Source organism: Plantactinospora sp. DSM 117369 (genome assembly GCF_053764795.1).
Genome location: NZ_CM132446.1, coordinates 6461934 through 6481629, shown reverse-complemented (window position 1 = coordinate 6481629; position 19696 = coordinate 6461934). Strand labels below are relative to the sequence as shown.

At 70.8% G+C, this 19696-nt stretch carries 6 protein-coding genes; 2 read left to right on the top strand and 4 right to left on the bottom strand.

Going from position 1 to position 19696, the window contains the following annotated elements; genetic code table 11:
* Positions 1 to 10 precede the first annotated feature (10 nt).
* Genes ACSMXO_RS27610 through ACSMXO_RS27600 form a run of 3 tightly spaced genes read right to left on the bottom strand, consistent with a single transcriptional unit; the run spans position 11 to position 16027 of the window.
* Entirely contained in the window at positions 11 to 1240 is a 1230-nt protein-coding gene (locus ACSMXO_RS27610; protein WP_455414417.1) for a cytochrome P450, read from the bottom strand.
* Positions 1221 to 5936, bottom strand: a complete 4716-nt coding sequence (locus ACSMXO_RS27605; RefSeq protein WP_455414416.1) for a thioester reductase domain-containing protein — start codon at positions 5934 to 5936, stop codon at positions 1221 to 1223. Before ACSMXO_RS27605 ends, ACSMXO_RS27610 begins: the two co-directional genes overlap by 20 nt.
* Positions 5933 to 16027, bottom strand: coding sequence for a beta-ketoacyl synthase N-terminal-like domain-containing protein (locus tag ACSMXO_RS27600; protein ID WP_455414415.1), 10095 nt, complete (start codon positions 16025 to 16027; stop codon positions 5933 to 5935). Before ACSMXO_RS27600 ends, ACSMXO_RS27605 begins: the two co-directional genes overlap by 4 nt.
* A 312-nt stretch (positions 16028 to 16339) precedes the next feature.
* Between ACSMXO_RS27600 and ACSMXO_RS27595 the strand changes: the two genes are divergently transcribed.
* Positions 16340 to 17578: a cytochrome P450 family protein gene (locus ACSMXO_RS27595; protein WP_455414414.1), complete on the top strand. Its 1239-nt coding sequence runs from the start codon at positions 16340 to 16342 to the stop codon at positions 17576 to 17578.
* A 115-nt stretch (positions 17579 to 17693) separates the two neighbouring features.
* Here the strand turns inward: ACSMXO_RS27595 and ACSMXO_RS27590 are convergent, their stop codons facing one another.
* Positions 17694 to 18575: an FkbM family methyltransferase gene (locus ACSMXO_RS27590; RefSeq protein WP_455414413.1), complete on the bottom strand. Its 882-nt coding sequence runs from the start codon at positions 18573 to 18575 to the stop codon at positions 17694 to 17696.
* A gap of 338 nt (positions 18576 to 18913) precedes the next feature.
* On the opposite strand from ACSMXO_RS27590, the gene ACSMXO_RS27585 reads away from it, so the two are divergent.
* Positions 18914 to 19657, top strand: coding sequence for a DUF6928 family protein (locus ACSMXO_RS27585; protein ID WP_455414412.1), 744 nt, complete (start codon positions 18914 to 18916; stop codon positions 19655 to 19657).
* Positions 19658 to 19696: the final 39 nt, after the last annotated feature.

Here is a 19696-nt window from a genome sequence, read left to right as displayed (position 1 = left end):
TTTCTCGCTTTCAGGACGCGTCCGCACGCGTTTCCGGCTCGATGAGCAGTCCCATGTACTCAATTCCATAAGTGCCGGGCCGGGAACGCAGCCGCGGCGGACGCTCCGGGTCGATCGACATCCGGTCCAGATGCGGGTAGATGGCGCGGAACGCCTTGCCCGCGAACAGCTTTCCGAGCACGGCGCCCGGGCAAAAGTGCGGGCCGGCGCCGAAGGCCATGTGGTCCTCCTTGTTCGGGCGGTCCAGGTCGAACGCGTCCGGGTCCGGAAACTTGCGCGGGTCGCGATTGGCCGCGGCTAGCAGCGTGTGCACAAGTGCGCCGCGGGGGATCACCGTGTCGTGCAATGCGACGTCTACCTCTGCGCGGCGCAGCAGCCAGGGAGTCGGGGTGTACAGGCGCAGGTATTCGTCGATGAAATCATCTGTGCGGTCGGGGTCCGCGGTCAAGACCCGGCCCAGATGCCGGTCCTCCAGCAGCATTTTCATCCCGCCGCCGAGCAGGTTCATGGTGGTTTCCATGCCGGCGGCGACATAGGACCATCCGAGGCCGACCATTTCGTCGTGGTTTACGTCTCCGGACTCCTTGCGACAGACCAGGTCGCTGAGGATGTCACCGCGGTGCGGGCAGCCGGCGCGCTCGGCGGCCAGCTCGTCGATGTAGCCCACCAGGCCCATGAAGTCCTCGAAGAAGCCCGGCACCAGCTCGGGGTCGAGCCCGCCCATCACGGAGAAGACCTCGATGACCGCCTGGGACCAGCGCTGCATCTCGGCCTTGCGCTCCATCGGAAAGCCGAGCATGCCGCCGACGACCCGCAGCGGCAGCGCGGTGCTGAACTGGTCGACGAACTCGACGGAGCGCTGGGCGAGCAGGTCCTCGACGAGTTCCTCGACGGTGTCCTGGATCCACCCGTTCAGGGAGCTCAGCGCACGTGGACCGAGGGCACGGTTGGTTACCCGGCGCAACCTGGTGTGGTCCGGGGCGTCCCGGTTCACCATGATCGGCAGATCGAGGAAGTCACCGCGGCGCACGTGCGAGGAGAACTGCCGGCGGTCCCGCAGTGCCATCGCCACGTCGTCGTACCGGCTCAGAATGTAGAAGTCCTCGCTGTCGGCGGTCGCGGCGGTCATGCGGTGCACCGGGGCCTCCTCGAGCAGGCGCCGGTACATCGGCCAGGGCAGGACACGGTGCTCGGGATCGGCCGGGTCATAGATGATCGGCTCATTCGCTACGGACTGCACGGACTGCTCCCTTCGGCGGGGCGACGAACCGGGCGGAGATGAACCTTCGCAGGTAGGTGTGCACGAGCCCGGTGGTCAGCGGCGGGCAGGCCAGTCCGGTACCGGTCAGGGCGTGGCGGGTCCATGCCGAGTCGAAGCGCGGCACCCGCGCGTCGTCGATGGTGTCCACCAGGAACGGCACCAGGCCGAGCAGCGCCATCGTCCCGGAACGCGAGCCCGTGATCCGGTCGCGCCAGTCGTCGAAGGTGGTCAGGTCGATCGGGTACCCGAACTCGCGGACCATGGCGAACAGTTGCGGCCAGGTCAGCTCGGTGTCGTTGACCAGGTGGAAGGTTCCGCCGCTCAGTTCCGGGCGGCGGGCGATCTCCACCACGGCCGCCGCGACGTAGTCGATCGGCGCCGGCTGGAGATGGATGTTGACCTCCTGCGGCCCCACTCCGGCCTCGATACAGCCCTTGAGCATCATGCTGAGGTGGTCGACCCGGTTGAACGCACCGGTGCGGCTGTCCCCGCCGGTGTTGATCCGGTGGATCGTGGTGGGCACGCCCCGCTGGTGCGCGGTGCGGATCATCTGTTCGGCGACCCATTTCGACTGTGCGTACCCGACCGCCAGCGGCCCACTTTCGATTGGCGGTTGCGACTCGTAGACGGCGTCCGGCTCGTATTCGACAGAGGAAAACACGCCGACGGTGGAGATGAAGTGCACGGGGCGAACCGGGCCACCCATGGTGGCCAGCCGCAGCACCTCGCGGGTGCCGTACACGTTCGCCCGTTCCAGCGCCTGGTACGGATAGGTCCACTTGACCTGGGCGCCGCAGTGCACGATGTCCCCGCACCGCATGTGCAGGTCGGCGAGCGCCTCGTCGTCCAAGCCGAGGCCCGGCTCGGTCAGGTCGCCGGGCAGCGCGACGATCCGGGACCGATGCCGGGCGACGTCGATGCCGTAGGTGTCGAGGTTGGTCAGGATCCGCTCCAGTGCCCGCTGCGGGCTGCTGGCCCGGGCCAGGCAGTAGATGTCGCCGGCGCGCTGTTCGAGCAGTTCGGCCAGGAGGAAGGCGCCGACGAAGCCGGTCGCACCGGTCAGCAGGGTGCCACCCGGTGCGCTGTCGGGATGCGACGCCGGCTCGGCGGCGGCGATCGACGGCGGCAGCGCGGCGCGCTCGGCCATCTCGGCCACGCTCATCCGGGTGAGCTTGCCCGTTTTCAGAATCGACAGCGGGCGGGGCTGCCTGGCGACCACGGGGTCGAGGGTCGGCGCCGACGGGTCCGGCACGCTCGCCGGCGCGGCGGCATCAGGGGCGGCGGCGCGGATCTCGTCGGCGATCGTCGTGGCGAGCGAGGCCGGCGAGGCGGAGTCGAAGAGGAGGTGCATCGGCAGCCGGACGTTGAGGTCGTGGTCGACCGCGGTCACGAACTCGGCGAGCATCAGCGAGTCGGCTCGGGTGATGACCGGCTCGGCGGGATCGATCTCCTCCGCCTCGCAGCCCTCGATCGAGCCGAGCAGCGCGGCGAGGTACTGCTCCAGGCGTTGTCGCGCCTGTTGCGGGCTCGCCTGGCGCAGCCGAGATGGGTCGGGCCGGGCGACCTTCGAACGCTTCGGGGCCTGGGCCGGCGAACCGGCGGGCGCCGGCGCAGCGGTCAGCCGCTCGACGGTCTCCGCGGTCAGCGGACGGAAGGAGACGCCGCTGATGAGCGCGAAGAGCACCCCGTCCTCGTCAGTCATCGACACGTCGCCGAGCACGCCGTCATCCCGGCCGCGAGCGGGGTCGTCGCGCAGGACCGCGGTGCAGCGTATCTCGCCGTCGGTAAAGCTTCGTCGGACTGTCATGCTCGCGAAGCCGGTGCCGACGTACACCGGCCGCTCGGGTACCGCGCTGGTGCTCGCAGCGACCGCGACCAATTGCGCGCAGATGTCCATCAGGAGCAGGTCGGACCGCACCCCGGCGGTCAGCGCGGCGCACTCCGGGTCTGGCGTCGCGACGAACCCGACCGCGGCCGCCCGGCCGCGCAGCGCCGACTGCACCAGCCGGAAGCTCGCGCCCAGGGCGAAGGAGGGATGCCAGGCCCGCCGGTAGAACTCTTCGTGGTCGAGTTCGTCGAGGCACCGGCCGCGAGCCCGCTCGAACTCCTCCGGTTCCAGTTCGTCGGCGTTCCCGGAATCGGCCGTGACGACGTCGGCTTGGAGCAGTTGCTGCCAGCCGCTGTGCGGATCGCGTGCGAAGACGCGGATGCGGGCCTGACCGTCGCTGTCCGGATCCAGGATGGCCTGCACCGTGCGCGCGGCGTCGTCCGCGAGGATCAGTGGCCGGGTCAGCGCCAGGTTCCGCAGGGCGAACGGTCCATCGAGGGCGCGGTGTGCGCAGCGGTGCATCAGCTCCAGGAAGGCGATGGCGGGGACCACTATCCGGCCGTGCACGCGGTGCTCGTCGAGCAGCGGCAGCGCCGCCAGCGACAGCTCCGTCTCCGCGATGAGCTGTCCGGCCGCCGTTTCGGTGAAGCGCGGCCGCAGTGCGACGCCCTCGTCCGCCGGTACGAGTGCCATTTCGTGCCGCAGCGAAGGAACCCAGTAGTCGCGGTGTTCGAACGGGTAGCGGGGAAGATTTGGGATCTTCTCCGGACGCTGGCAGATCGCGGACCAGTCGATCGCGACGCCCCGCGTCCAGAGCACCCCCAGGGACTGCTGCATGAGATGCCGATGGTCCGGGTCGGGGTCGTCGGGGGCGTAGGTCGGGAGGTAGAGGGCTGTTTCCCCGCCGGGACACTGCCGGACGAGGTGCTCAAGCCCGCGCGGACCCAGCTCGATGAAGATCTCGGCGCCGGCGGCCGCGGCCGCTTTGACGGCGGTGCGGAACTCCTCGGGGTCGTGCTCGGTGAGCACGGTGTCCGCGACCACACCGCGCTCGCCCCACCAGGCAACCAGGGAGTCGGGGTCCTGCGTTGCGGCGGGCACCAGGAAGGTGGTGTGTGGGGTGGTGGTGGGTGGGGTGTGGTGTTGGGTGAGGTGGGGGTGGGGTGTGTTGGTGGTGAGTGCGGTGAGGGCTTGGGTGAGGTGGGTGTGGTTGGTGGTGGTGATGGTGGCGCGGTGGGGGTGGTGGGTGCGGGTGTGGGTGGTGGTGTAGGCGAGGTGGGGGAGGGGGGTGGGGTGGTGTTGGAGGTGGTGGAGGAGTTGGGTGGCGGTGTTGTGCAGGGTGGTGGGTGTGGTGGCGGAGAGGGTGATGGTGTGGGGTTGGTCTTGGTCTTGGTCTTGGTCTTGGTTTTGGTTTTGGTGGGTGTCGGTTGTGGTGGTGGGGGTGGGGTGGTGTTGGAGGATGATGTGGGCGTTGGTGCCGCCGAAGCCGAAGCTGCTGGTGGCGGCGGTGGGGGTGGGTGTGGTGAGGGGGGTTGGGGTGGTGGGGATGTGGAGGTGTGGGTTCCAGGGGATGTGGGGGTTGGGGGTGATGGTGGTGGGGTGGGGTGGGATGGTGCGGTGGTGGAGGGTGAGGATGGTTTTGATGAGGCCGGCGATGCCGGCGGCGGCTTCGAGGTGGCCGATGTTGGTTTTGACGGAGCCGAGGTGGAGTGGGTGGTGGTGGGGTCGGTTGGGGGTGAGGGTGTGGGTGAGGGCGCGGATTTCGATGGGGTCGCCGAGGGCGGTGCCGGTGCCGTGGGTTTCGACGTAGTCGATGTGCTGCGGCTCGACCCCCGCGTCGGCGAGCGCCTTGTGGATCACCTCCTCCTGTGCGGGTCCCCGGGGCACCGTGATTCCCGCGCTTGCGCCGTCCTGGTTGACCGCTGAGCCGCGGATCACCGCCCAGATGTGGTCTCCGGCCTCCTGCGCGTCGGACAGTCGCTTGAGGACGACGACTCCGCAGCCTTCGCCGCGGACGTAGCCGTCGGCGTTGTGGTCGAAGGTGTGGCATTGGCCGGTGGGGGAGAGCATGCGGCCTTTGCTGAGGGCGATCATGGCGTCGGGGGAGAGGATGAGGTTGACGCCGCCGGCCAGGGCGGTGTCGGTTTCGCCGGTGCGGAGGGCTTGGCAGGCCAGGTGGACGGCGACCAGGCTGGCGGAGCAGGCGGTGTCGACCACCAGGCTGGGGCCCTGCAGGCCGAGAGCGTACGAGAGCCGGTTCGCCGCGAAGTTCCACGCACTGCCAACGGCCAGGTACCCGTCGATCGCGCTGATGTCGCGGGCACCCATCCGTTCGTAGTCGCTTCCGCGCATTCCGATGTAGACGGCGGTGTTGGTGCCGTGCAGGCTGTCGGGTGGGATGTGGGCGTGTTCGAGGGCGTGCCAGGCGGTTTCCAGGATGATGCGGTGTTGGGGGTCGATGGCGGCGGCTTCCCGGGGGGTGATGCCGAAGACGGTGGGGTCGAAGCCGCGTACGTCGTGGAGGAAGCCGCCGTGGCGGGCGTAGGTGTGTCCGGGGGTGTCGGGGTCGGGGTGGTAGTAGCGGTCGTTGTTCCAGCGGTCGGCGGGGATGGGGGTGATGGCGGTGCGTGCCTCGGTGAGTAGTTGCCAGAACTGTTCGGGGCCTTCCGCGCCAGGGAACCGGCACCCGATCCCCACCACCGCAATCGGCTCGCGGCGGGCTGCCCGCAGCGCGGCGGCCTCGGCCCGTGCCGCCTTCACCTCGAGCAGGGCGCGTCGGAGCAGTTCCTCGCGCTGCGAGCGGCTGTCCCGCTCGGCGGGCGCCGCGGTCCCGTCATCGGTCGTCATGCGGTGCCTCCCGTTTCCAACTCCTGCTTGAGGAGCTCCAGCAGGTCGTCCTCGGCCAGGTGGGCCAGCTCCGCTTCGAGCCCGGCCAGGCCCACATCCCGCCCGACCGCGCCGCCTGGTGCCTGCCCGCCCGGTGCCTGCCCGGCCGGTGCCTGCCCGGCCGGCTTCGCCAGCTTGGCCGGCTTCGCCAGCTCGGCCGGCTCGCCGACGAGCTCGGACAGGAGGAACCTGGCCAGCGCCGCGACGGTCGGGTTTTCGAAGGCCGCGGTGGCGGGCACCTCGGCGCCCAGCCGCCGGGCGAGCCGGTCGCGTAGTTCGACGCTGGTGATCGAGTCCATCCCGGCGTCGAAGAAGCCGAGTTCGCGATCCATCCGGGAACCGGCCGGGCGGCCGAGGACCACCGCGAGCTCGACCTGTACGGCGTCCTCCAGCACCCGGATCCGGGCCGCCGGGTTTCCGGCCTTGCGCAGCCGACTGGCCAGCTCCTCATCGCGCGCGGTGCTCGCCTCGCGCGCCGGCCGCATCGCCTCGAACATCGGCCGCCGGCGCTTCGCCTCGAGCGTCGCGAGCAGCCTGTCCCAGTCCAACGGCGCTACCGCGGCCTGGACCCGGGCCGGGCCGGTAGCCGGGGCCGTGAGCCGGTCCAGCGCGGCGAAGCCGAGTTCCCGGCTCACCGGCGCGGTTCCGGTCGCCCGGAAGGATTCCCCGTGCTCCTCGGCGAGCGAGCCGTCGGCCCACCAGCCCCAGTCCACCGTCAGCGCCGGAAGACCACGCCGCGCGCGGTCGTGCGCGAATACGTCCTGGAAGTGGCACGCGGCGACGAGATGCCCGGCGAGCGCGGCCCCGAACACGGACCACGCGGAGCCGCAGGACACGAAGAAGTCGAGCGCGGTGCCCTCGGCGGCGGCGGCGAGGACGAGCGCACCCTCGACCTTCGGCCGTAGCACCGCCCGGAACCCGGCCCAGCCGATGTCCGCCAGCGGCCGGAGTTCGAACAGGCCCGCGGCGTGGATCACACCGCGTACGGCCGGCCACGGCCCGCTGCGCGGGTCGAAGACCGCACGCATCGCCTCGGGGTCGGCGACGTCGCCGTCCGGGGTGTACACGGTGGCGCCGTCGCGGCGCAGCCGCTCGATCGCGGCGAGCACGCCGCCTTCGGGTTCGCCGGTGCCCGCATGCCCGCTATCCGGGCCGCCCGGAGCCAGCGGAGTACGTCCCAGCAGGATCAGGTGCCGCGCCCCGCGCCGGTACAACCATTGCGCGAGAAGCAGGCCCAGCGCTCCGCGGCCACCGGTGACGAGGTAGGCGGCCGTCGGATCGAGCGCGAGTGGCGCGGGCGGGGCGTCGCCCGGACCGCGGTTGGCTCCGGCCCGTACCAGCCGGGGAACCATGCGCTGTCCGGTGCGGTATGCCACCTGGTCCTCCGCGTCCGGGTGGAGGATCTCGCGGGCGATCGTCGCGGCTTCGGCGTCGGGGTCCGGGTGCTGCGGATCCAGGTCGATCTGGCCGCCCCAGATGCCCGGCTGCTCCATCGACACGGCGCGGCCGAGGCCCCAGGCGGGCGCCAGCACCGGTACGCACGCCGCGTCGCCGGCCGGGACGGCACCGCGGGTGACCGCCCACAGGCGTGCTCCGGCCGCGACGCCAGGCGCCGACAGGGATTGCGGCGCGGTCAACAGCGGGCCGCACGAGGCGGCGAGCGCCTCGTCCCACTCCGGTCCGGGTGTGCGCAAGGCCGGATCGGCGTCAAGTGCCGCGAGGTGGACGACGCCGCGCAATGTGGCGCCGGCGCCGCGGATCGCCTCCGTCAGAGCGCGGAACCCGTCGTCCGGGTTGAGCATCCGCGGCGGGATCCGGAGGCAGGTGTGGCCCGCCGCCTCAAGGAGTGCGGACAGCCGGTCCGCCACGCCGTCCCCGGCGCACCCGGTCAGCACCCAGTGGCCACCGCCTCCGGAACCGGCGCTGCCGTTAGCCGCACCCTGGTCTGCCTGGTCCGGCTGCCACACGACTTCGTACATGGACGCGTCGACGTCGTCCCGGATGCCGCTCCCGCGCTCATCCGGTGCCGGGACCGCCCGGTCCTCGCCGCGTGCCGGCAGGACCCGGGCCGGCCGGTCGGGAATCCAGAACCGCTCCCGCTGCCAGGGATAGCTCGGCAGCCGGACCCGCCGGCCGCCGGCGGGCTGCACGGCCGCGTGGTCGAGCTGGTAACCGTTGACGTGCAGCGTGCCCGCGGCGGCGAGCATCGACGCGAGGCCGTCCCGCTGCGCGCGCATCGACTCGACCGCGAGGACTGCCGTTCCGTGGCCGTCAAGGCACTGCAGGATTGGGGTTGCCAGGGCCGGATGCGGGCCGATTTCCAGTACGGCGTTGTGCCCCGGGCCGGCGGCACGGCGCAGCGCTTCCGCGAAGAGCACCGGTTCGGTGACGTTGCGCGCCCAGTACCCGGCACCGGCGAAGCCGGGCTCCGCGGGGCCGCCGGTCACCGTCGAGTACACGGTCAGCGTCGGCGGCGCGGGAGTGAGATCCGCCAGATCGGCTCGCAGCGCCCGTGCGCAGTCCGCCATCGCCAGCGTGTGGAATGCGTACTGCTCCTGCACGACGGACCAGAAGACGCCGCGGGAGCGGGCTTCGCGCCCCAGTTCGCGTACGGCCGCACGGTCACCCGCGACGACGGTGTTGCGCGGGCTGTTCACCACGGCGACCGACACGGCAGCGCCGCACCGCGCGATCAGCGCGGCGGTCGCCTGGCGGTCGAGCCCGACGACGGCCATCATCCCGCGGCCCCGGGTCGCGGCCATCGCCGCCCCGCGCCGCACCGCGATCTCGCACGCTTCTTCCAGCGCGAGGTATCCGGCCGCGTAGGCGGCGGCGACCTCGCCGACGCTGTGGCCGATGACCGCGTCGGGCCGCACCCCCCAGGCGCGCCACAGTTGGGTGAGCGCCGCCTGGACGGCGAAGACCGCAGGCTGGGCGACGGCTGTGTCGTCCAGCCGGGACCGCTCGCGCCCGGCGGACAGCTCGTCGCGCAGCGACCAGCCGGCAAGCCGCTGCACCACCGCGTCACAGCGGTCGACAACCTCGTCGGCGGCGGGGTGGCGGGCCAGGGCGTGTCCCATGCCGGGCCACTGGGACCCCTGGCCGGTGTAGACGGCGATCAGCCTGGTGCGGCCGTCCTGGCGCGCGAGGCCGCGGCGGACACGGCGCGGATCCTCCCGCCCGCCCGCGTCGGCACCGCGCTGCCCGGCCGCCGACCCGGCCAGCAGTTCCGCGGCCTGCTGCGCGGAATCGGCGACCACGGACAGGCGGTGGGGCAGGTGCGTCCGGTGCAGCGCGGCGGTGCGGGCCACATCGGCGAGGGTCGGCCCGCCGTGGCGCGTCTGGTCGAGCATCCGCCGGTATGCCTCGGCAGTGGCGTCGAGCGCTTCGGGCGAGTGCGCGGAGAGCAGGAGCAACTGGGTACCCGGTGGCTCGGGGCGCGACGGGGGCGGCACAGCATCCGGCACCTGCTCCGGCGCCTGCTCCAGCAGGACGTGCGCGTTGGTGCCGCTGAAGCCGAAGGAGCTGACTCCGGCGATCCGCGAGCCGTGCCGGGCCGCCCATTCGACCGTCCGCCGGGGGATCCGGACGGGGATCTCATCCCAGGGTATGTGCGGGTTCGGCTGGTCGAAGTGGAGCTGGCCTGGAATCTGGCGATGGTGCAGGGCGAGCGCCACCTTGATCAGACCACTGATACCGGCTGCCGCCTCCAGGTGCCCGATGTTGGTCTTGACCGAACCGACCTGGAGCGGCGCACCGCGATCCCGTTCCGGCCGCAACGCATCCACCAGGGCGCTGAGCTCCAGCGGGTCACCGAGCGGCGTCCCGGTGCCGTGGGCCTCGACGTAGCTCACCTCCTCGCGCCGTACCCCCGCGTCGCGCAGCGCTTCGCGCAGCACCGCCACCTGCGCCCGCCCGTTCGGTACCGTCAGCCCGGCGCTGCGGCCGTCCTGGTTGACCGCGGAGCCCCGGACCAGCGCCCAGATGCGGTCTCCGGCGGACTGCGCGTCGGCGAGCCGCTTGAGCACGACGACGCCGCAGCCCTCGCCGCGGCCGTACCCGTCGGCCCGGGCGCTGAAGGTCTTGCACCGCCCGTCCGGTGCCAGCGCGCCCATCCTGGCCAGGCTCGCTGTGGTCAGCGGGGAGAGCATGAGATTCACTCCGGCGACGATCGCCAGGTCCGCCTCGCCCGAGCGCAGGCTGCGGGCGGCCAGGTGTACGGCGACGAGCGAGGAGGAGCACGCCGTGTCCACGGCCAGGCTCGGGCCGTGCGTGCCCAACAAATGGGACAGGCGTCCGGCCGCGACGCTGAAGGTGTTGCCGGTGGCCAGGTACGGGTCGTCTGCGGCGGCCGGGTGCGCCGCGAGCAGGTGCAGGTAGTCCAACGTGTTGATGCCGACGTACACGGCGGTCGCCGAGCTGTCGAGCGTCCGCGCGGTCACGCCGGCGTCTTCGAGCGCCTCCCAGGCGACTTCGAGGAGCAGGCGCTGCTGCGGGTCCATGCTGCGCGCCTCGCGGGGTGAGATTCCGAAGGCGGCGGCATCGAACCCGTCGACCGGGCCCTCCAGGAACCCGCCGCGCCATCCGGGCGAGCCGGCCGACCCGTACGGCGCCTGCGGCTCCCAGCGGTCGCCGGGTACCTCGCGGGTCGCGTCGCGCCCGTCGCGCAGGAGCCGCCAGAACGAGTCGGGATCGACGGCACCGCCGGGCAGCCGGCACGCCATGCCGACGATCGCGAGGGGTTCGGCGCCGGCGGCTCGCCGTTCGCGTGGTGCGGGTGTGGTGGCCGGGCGTCGCGCGGGTACGGGTGCCGGAGCACTGACCCGGGACGGCTCGATCCCGGCCAGGTATCCGGCCAGCCTCCGGATCGTGGGATGGTCGAAAACCAGGGTCACCGGCAGCTTCAGGCCGAATCCGTCCTCCAGCCGCGCGCGTACCTGCGCGACCATCGCCGACGTGAGCCCGAGGTCGAAGAGGCCGGTATCGGGGCCGAGTTCCTCGGGGCGGCGTAGACCGAGCACGGCCGACAGTTCGGCCTGTAGCCAGTGGATCAGCTCACCCGCCCGGGCCGGATGCACGTCCGACACCGCGACGGGAACGGGCCGGGTATCGGGCGGGGGCGCGTCCGCCGCGCGGTCTCCCGTGCTGCCGCCGGGGACTCCGTCAGGACGAAGGCGGCGGAGGAGCGGAAGTACGTCAAGCACACCTGCGTCGCCGCCTCCACCGACGGCCACCTCGGTGGTGTCGGTAGCCGCGCCGCCTGCCGTGGCCACCTCGACCGTGCGGGATCTCTCGCGGTGTGGATGCGGCGTCGAGATCCAAAACTCGTGGCGTTCGAAGGGGTACCGCGGCAGGTCCGGCAGCACAGCCGGCCGGGTGGTCCGCGGCGACCAGTCAACCGGCCCGCCCGCGACCCAGGTCCGCGCGAGCGCCTCGGCCAGATGCCTGGCCGGTTCGGCTGCGCGGGGGAGCGTCGGGACGCAGGTCCACTCGGCGCCGGACGCGGCCGCGACCGAGGCCGCCGAGGCAAGCAGGCCGCCCGGCCCGAGTTCGATCAGGATCGTCGTCCCCTGGTTCAGGGCGGTGTGCAGAGCCTCGTTGAAGTGGACGGGCTCCCGACTGTGCCGGACCCAGTACTGCGCGGTGGCCGCTTCCGGCCCGGCGAGCCGCCCCGTGGTGTCCGAAACGAACGGTACGGTGGCCGGTCGCAGGGTGGTCTGGGCGAATGCGTCGCCCAGCGCGCCCAGCATCGGCTCCACCTGCGCCGTGTGGAAGGCGACCGGGACGCGCAGCCGAACCGTGCGCAGGCCCTCGCCCGCGGCCAGCGCCGCGAACTCGTCGACGGCGCTGGACGGCCCCGCGATGACCGTCTCGCGTGGGCCGTTGTAGAGGGCGATGTCCACCGCGCCCGAGACGACGGGCGCCCACCCGGCCAGGCGGTCCGGTTCGCAGAACACCGCGAGCATCGCGCCGTCTCCCGGCAGGTCCGCGATGAGTCCGCCGCGCAGCGCACTGAGGCGGGCGCCGTCCTGCGGCGAGAGGATTCCGGCGAGCGCGGCTGCCGCGTAGGCGCCCGCGCTGTGTCCGAGGACGGTCTGCGGCACGATCCCGTGCGCCCGCCACCATGCGGCCAGGACCAGCGCGAGCGCATAGAGCGCGGGCTGGGTGTGGCGCGGGTCCTCGCGCCCTGGCGAACCGGAGTCGAGCAGGACGCTGATCGGCGCCTCGCCGACCGGACCGAGTACCTCGGCGAGCGAGTCCAGCGCGGCGGTGATCTGCGGGTCGTTCTGGTAGAGCCCGGCCAGAGCGCCGCGGACTGCGGTGCCGTGGCCCGGCACGAGGAAGGTGGTGTGTGGGGTGGTGGTGGGTGGGGTGTGGTGTTGGGTGAGGTGGGGGTGGGGTGTGTTGGTGGTGAGTGCGGTGAGGGCTTGGGTGAGGTGGGTGTGGTTGGTGGTGGTGATGGTGGCGCGGTGGGGGTGGTGGGTGCGGGTGTGGGTGGTGGTGTAGGCGAGGTGGGGGAGGGGGGTGGGGTGGTGTTGGAGGTGGTGGAGGAGTTGGGTGGCGGTGTTGTGCAGGGTGGTGGGTGTGGTGGCGGAGAGGGTGATGGTGTGGGGTTGGTTGGTGTCGGTGGTTGTGTCGGTTGTGGTGGTGGGGGTGGGGTGGTGTTGGAGGATGATGTGGGCGTTGGTGCCGCCGAAGCCGAAGCTGCTGGTGGCGGCGGTGGGGGTGGGTGTGGTGAGGGGGGTTGGGGTGGTGGGGATGTGGAGGTGTGGGTTCCAGGGGATGTGGGGGTTGGGGGTGATGGTGGTGGGGTGGGGTGGGATGGTGCGGTGGTGGAGGGTGAGGATGGTTTTGATGAGGCCGGCGATGCCGGCGGCGGCTTCGAGGTGGCCGATGTTGGTTTTGACGGAGCCGAGGTGGAGTGGGTGGTGGTGGGGTCGGTTGGGGGTGAGGGTGTGGGTGAGGGCGCGGATTTCGATGGGGTCGCCGAGGGCGGTGCCGGTGCCGTGGGTTTCGACGTAGTCGATGTGCTGCGGCTCGACCCCCGCGTCCGCCAGGGCGCGTAGCACGACGCGTTCCTGCGCCTCGCCGCTCGGCGCCGTCAGGCCGTTGCTTCTTCCGTCCTGATTCACCGCGCTGCCGCGGATGACGGCCAGGATGCGATCCCGGTGGGCCAAGGCCGTGCTCAGGGAGCGCAGGACGACGATTCCGCAGCCTTCGCCGCGGACGTAGCCGTCGGCGTTGTGGTCGAAGGTGTGGCATTGGCCGGTGGGGGAGAGCATGCGGCCTTTGCCGAGGGCGATCATGGCGTCGGGGGAGAGGATGAGGTTGACGCCGCCGGCCAGGGCGGTGTCGGTTTCGCCGGTGCGGAGGGCTTGGCAGGCCAGGTGGACGGCGACCAGGCTGGCGGAGCAGGCGGTGTCGACCACCAGGCTGGGGCCCTGCAGGCCGAGAGCGTACGAGAGCCGGTTCGCCGCGAAGTTCGCCGACGCCCCGATCGCCGTGTATTCGTCGATCGACTCAGGGTCCGGTGTGGCAAGCCGCTCGTACTCGCCGGCCCGCATTCCGATGTAGACGGCGGTGTTGGTGCCGTGCAGGTTGTCGGGTGGGATGTGGGCGTGTTCGAGGGCGTGCCAGGCGGTTTCCAGGATGATGCGGTGTTGGGGGTCGATGGCGGCGGCTTCCCGGGGGGTGATGCCGAAGACGGTGGGGTCGAAGCCGCGTACGTCGTGGAGGAAGCCGCCGTGGCGGGCGTAGGTGTGTCCGGGGGTGTCGGGGTCGGGGTGGTAGTAGCGGTCGTTGTTCCAGCGGTCGGCGGGGATGGGGGTGATGGCGGTGCGTGCCTCGGTGAGTAGTTGCCAGAACTGTTCGGGGCCGTCCGCGCCGGGGAACCGGCACCCGATCCCCACCACCGCAATCGGCTCGGACGCCGCCGGTGTCGACCCGTTCCGGTCCCGTGCGTCCGCCGGGAGCGCCAGTGCGCGGGCGGCGGCGGCGATGGTCGGATGCTCCCAGGCGAGGGCGGTGGATACGTCGCGGCCGAGCCACCTCGACAGCCGTTCCGCGACGCTGACCGCCCGCACCGAGTCCAGGCCGAAGTAGCTGAATGACTGGTTCGGCGAGACGTCCCGTACGGCGCAGCGTGCCGACTCCGCGATCAGCAGTCGTAGCTGGTTCTCGATCTCCACCGGAGTGCGGGTCGGCGAGGCGGTGTTGGCGGAGGAGTAGGAGACGGCGGCGTGCTCCGGCGGCGGAGCTGGAGGCTGCTCCGCCGTTGGTGGTGCGATGTCATCGCCGAGTTCGTCGGCGCCGATGGGTACCGGCGGCGGATAGCCGCCTTCGAGGTATCTGGCCCGAGCAGCCTTGCGCTGGATCTTGCCACTCGACGTCGTCGGAAGGGCGCCTGGCCGGACGAGCACGATCGTGTCGGCGGCCAACTGATGTTCTTCGACGATCCGACGGCGGATGGTCGCGGCCATCCGGGCGCGATCGGCGGCCCCGGTCCGGCGTCGCGGCAGTTCCTGGACGATCACGAGCGAGGGCTCGCCCGCCACCGGGACGGCGAACGCGGCGCAGCGCGTCGAGCCGAGCGCGGGATCGCTGTCCATGCTCGTGGCCTCGACGTCCTGCGGGTGGACGTTGCGTCCCCGGAAGATCATCATGTCGTCCACGCGGCCCGCGATGTACAGCTCGCCGTCGATCATCGCCCCGAGGTCGCCGGTGCGCAGGTACCGCTCCTTACCGGGGCCGATGGTGTTGTGGAACGTCCGCTCGGTGGCCTCGGGGTTGTCGAGGTATCCGCCGGCCACGCTCTGGCCGCCGAGCCATATCTCACCAACCCGGTCGGCGCCGGTACGATCGCCGGTCGATGGATCGACGATCTCCACCACGACGCCGGGCATCGGGCGCCCCGAGCTGACCAATGGCTGTGCCTGCGCCAGATCGGTCGGCGGCAACAGCCGGCCCGCTGCCAGCCCGGACCTTGAGACGTAGCGCACGACCGGATCGGCACCGATCGTGCTGGCCGACACCGTCAGGGTGTTCTCCGCCAGGCCGTAGGCGGGAACAAAGCTCGACCTGCGGAATCCGCAGCCGGTGAAGGCACGCGTGAAGGCTTCGAGCGTGCTCAGCCGTACCGGCTCGGCGCCGTTGATCGCCCGGGTCCAGGTGGAGAGGTCGAGGTGCTGCCTGGCCTGTTCGTCGATCCGGTCGACGCACATCTGATACGCGAAGTTCGGGGCGAAACTGACCACCCCGCCGTACCGCGTGATGGCCTCCAACCAGCGCAGCGGTGCGCGGATGAAGGCCGCGGACGCCAGGTGGGTCGACGGGAACATCGAGTACAACGGGTAGATCAAGCCCGAGATCAAACCCATGTCGTGGTAGAGCGGGAGCCAGTTGACGCCCCGCACCTCCGGGTCGAAGGAGTAACAACTCTGCGCCGACCGGGCGTGGGCGAGCAGGTTGCCGTGGGAGACCATCACACCCTTGGGCGAACCGGTCGAGCCCGAGGTGTACTGGAGGAACGCCAGTGCGTCGCCGGCCGCGCCGGGCGGATGCCAGTCCAGCCCGGAGCCCTCGGCGACCTCCTGGCGGACGGACACCCAGCGTGCGTGCCACAGCGATGATCCGGGCTGCTCGGTCAGGTCGGCCGGCACCTGGTTCGACTCCGCCTCGTCCGACAGCACGACGGCGGCGTCGCAGTCGCGCGCAATCGCCTCGATGCGGTCGTAGCGGCCCGAGGCGGCCGGTGGGTATGCGGGTACCGCCACGAGTCCGGCGTGGAGGCTGGCGAAGAAATAGGTGATGTAGTCCAGGCCCGGCGGGCACAGCATGAGCACCCGGTCGCCGGGCTTGGCCACCTGGCTGAGCATGGCAGCGACATCTCTGGCGCGAGCTTCGAGCCGGCCGTAGGTCAACTCGGACACCACGGGCTGGGCGGAGCCCGCATATTCGAGGAACCGGAACGCGAGCCGGTCGGGTTCCTGCTCGGCGCGTTGCCGGAGCAGCTCTGTGACTGTCCGCGGGCCTGGAGCTGAGCGTGCGGTCACGGCTGCATCCCCCGTCCTCGTACATTCGCACCCCGCGCTTGACGACGCGAGATGTCTGACGGCACTTGGGTATTGGCGTCGGGTACGAGTGTGCGGCGCGGGGGACTAGAAGATCTTCCAATTCTTGCCGGATTACCAGCGCGCGGCCGCACCCCGCAGTGCCAGCTCTCGCCGGGTCGAGACATCGGCGCGGCCGGACGGCAGTCCTACCGTCCACTGTGGATGCCCTACTGTCGGTCATCGACGTGCGTATGCTGACTGGCGTTGCACCGCAGGGTTGGCGGCGCTCGTCGGCCAGTGTGAGGAGGACTCGTGACCGAGGCCACCAGCACCGACGGCATTGTGGAAGATCACTTGATCCTGGACAACGCTCGGCTGAGCAACCCGCACGAGCTCTACCGAGTGCTGCGTGCGCAGCGACCGGTCGTGCGCGTCACCGTGCCGTCCGGGATCCGGGCCTGGTTGGTCACCCGCCATCAGGATGTGCGGGCCGCGCTCGCCGACCCGCGGCTGGCCAAGGACAGCGCGTCGATCATCCGCCGGCTGGAGCATCACACGGACCCGAGTCGGTACCCCGCGGTGGCCAACTCGTACGCCGAGCACATGCTCAACGCCGACCCGCCCGACCACACCAGGCTGCGGCGCCTGGTCGGCAGGGCGTTCACCCCGCGCGGCATCGCGCAGTACCGGCCGCGCATCGCGCAGATCGCGGGTGAGCTGCTGGACGCGGTGGCGGCCGAGGCAGCCAGTACCGGCGGTACGGTCGATCTGCTGGACAGTTTCGCCTTTCCGCTGCCGATAACCGTGATCACCGAACTGCTGGGTGTACCGCTCGACCGACGTGACGAATTCCGCGAGTGGTCGAACGCGAGCCTGTCCAGCGCCCCCGCAGCACCGCGCCGGTACGAGGCGATGGCCGCATACCTACAGGACCTTATCGACGAGAAGCGGCGCCATCCCGGTCCGGACATGCTCTCGACGTTCGTCGCCGCCGGCGAGGACGCCGACCGGCTCTCCGATCGGGAGGCGGTCGCGATGGTGTTCCTGCTCCTGATCGCCGGCCACGAGACCACGGTCAACCTGATCGGCAACGGCGTCCTCGCGCTGCTGCGCCACCCCGAGCAGCTGGCCGCGCTGCGCGCCGACCCCTCACTCACCCCGCAGGCGGTGGAGGAGTTCCTGCGCTACGACGGCCCGATCAACATGGCCACCCTCCGCTACACCACCGAACCCGTCGTGTTCAGCGGCACGACGATTCCCGCGGGTGAGGTCGTCTTCGTCGCGCTGGCCTCGGCAAACCGCGATGTCGAGCAGTACCCGGACGCCGACCGGCTCGACATCCGGCGGGAAGCGGGAAACCTCGCATTCGGCCACGGCCTCCACTACTGCCTCGGCGCCCCGCTGGCCCGCCTGGAGGGCGAGATCGCCTTCAACGCGCTGCTGGCCCGGTTCCCGCACCTGGAACTGGCCCGCGCGCCCGGCGAGCTCTCCTGGCGCTCGGGCACCCTCATCCGCGGCCTGACCGAGCTTCCTATCCGGATCGGTCGCTGACCTTCCTGCTCTCCCGCTGGGCCGTCGTCGGAGCGGTCGACGTGGGGCGGCGCACGGCCGGACCCCGCGCGGCGGCGCAGTCCAGGTCGAGATGGGCAGGTGTGCGAGAAGCGGCTCAGCCGACCAGTAGGTCGAAATAGTCCTGGATGTCGGCGTCGGTGACCACGCCGCGAGCGGCGAGAATGTCGAGGCACCGGATGACGAGTTCGAAGGAGAAAAAGACCGCGTCGGCGAAGATGGCGAGATATTTCACCTGCTCCGTGGCCATCTCCGGGGACACCGGGTTTTTGATGTAGACAGCATCGCCGTCGACAGCCTGGTTCCACGTCATATCCTTCGGCAGCTTGCCGAAACGGGAGTGGTTGATGCCGGTGGACTTGACGAAAAGGAGCTTGTGGAAGAAGAACCCCCGTGAGCGCAGGTAGCTGTCCAGGCCGCCGATGTTTGGCTCGTTGTCGTACAACTGCATGAACCGGACCTCGGGGATGATCACCACAGCGTCCGCGAGTCGCTTCTGCCCGCCTCGCATCGCCTCAACCTCGTAGCCCTGGCAGTCGATCTTGAGCAGGTCGACATTTTCCATCTCGGGCAGGTCATCGATCCGGTGGGTCTCCATGTCGATCGTCCTCACCAGCGTGGTTTCGTCGCGCCACCGGTCGATGAAGTCAATTGACGGCCTATGGATCGGGTATATGCTGCTGAACGCGTTATTTTTAAAGATGTGCAGGGTCGCCGCGCCACCCTGGCCGATGGCGTTGGGGAGGTAGTGCTCGTTGTCGCGCTTGGTCTTCAGCAGCTTCTGGTACGCGTCCTCCTGCGGCTCGACGCCCCACAACTCGCACAAGCCCTGTTCAACAAGAGTCTGGTAGGGGGGCCGGTCCCACCCAAGCGGGTTGGCGCCGACGTCCAGGATTCGGGGCAACCGCTCGGGCTTCACGAGCTCAACCAGAGCCGCCGATCGCTTCGCGTCGATATTACCGGCCATGATCGACCACATCCAGACGTGGACTGGAGCCTTTAGTGCCAACAGCTTCGCACCCCGCCGTGCTCGTCATCAAGTCGCGACCGAAGGTATGGACGCGGCTGGAAATGAACCGTCGTCGGTTCGAGCCCGAGCGACCTGCATCGCTGACCGCCGGGCGTGGATCCGCCTCGGTACGTCCTGTCTTGCTGCCATGCGTGCGCGAAGGCCGGTCGCCGACGGCCGTCGAGGACCGCGGGCGCCGTGAGGCCTCCTGCAGACGGTGGTCGCTTTGATGGTTAACTGCCGGTACCGTGCCAACAGCCATCGCGCGGTGGACAGTTGGGGGAGCGGACATGGGTGCGAAGACAGCGATGCTTGCCTTCACCGATGGGGACCTGCTCCCGGCGTTGCTCGGCGCGACGTCCTGCGATCCGGCCGAGGCTGAGGAAGTCGTGCGGCGGGCCCACCCAGGGTACGAGGTGACCCGCGTCGGCGACGGCACGCTGTTCGACGGGCTCTACCCGCCAGATGACATCACCTACGCCACCGTGCTGGCCGGAGCCGAGCTGCTGTGCGATCGCAGGCTGGTGCTCGACCGCCCGTCCGAACTCCCCGAGCACCTGCGCGCGGCCGGTGCCGGCCGGCGGATCATCATGCACGGGATGCATTCCGTGGTGGACTGGCTGTGCTTCGCCGTCTGGGAGGACGGGAAACTGGTCCGCTCGCTGAGCCTGTCGCCGGACGGCGGCATCGAGGAGAACGTCGGCGAGCCGTACGACTTCGAACTGCCGTTCTGGGCCGGTGAGCATCCGGTCGAGCCGATGCCCGGATGGCCGGACCGGGGTCCGTATCCGTTGCCGTTCCATCCGCTGCAACTGGGTGAGGAGGCGCTGCGTGCGCTGTTCGGCTTCGTGGTCGAAGGCCGACCTGACCCGGACGACATTGATGCGGAAGCCGTTTCCCTGCACGGCTTTCGGGTGACCGACCCGACCGGGAGGGAACAGGCCGAGCGCGAGGCCGACCACCGGCGAGTGCGGCAAATGATGGGCCCGCCCCGGCTGTTCCGCATGGGACCGGACGGGACGATGCAGGAAGTCAGCTTCGACGCGCTCTGAGTCACGAGAACGTTGGCCGGGCCTCCTTGACGGGAAGTC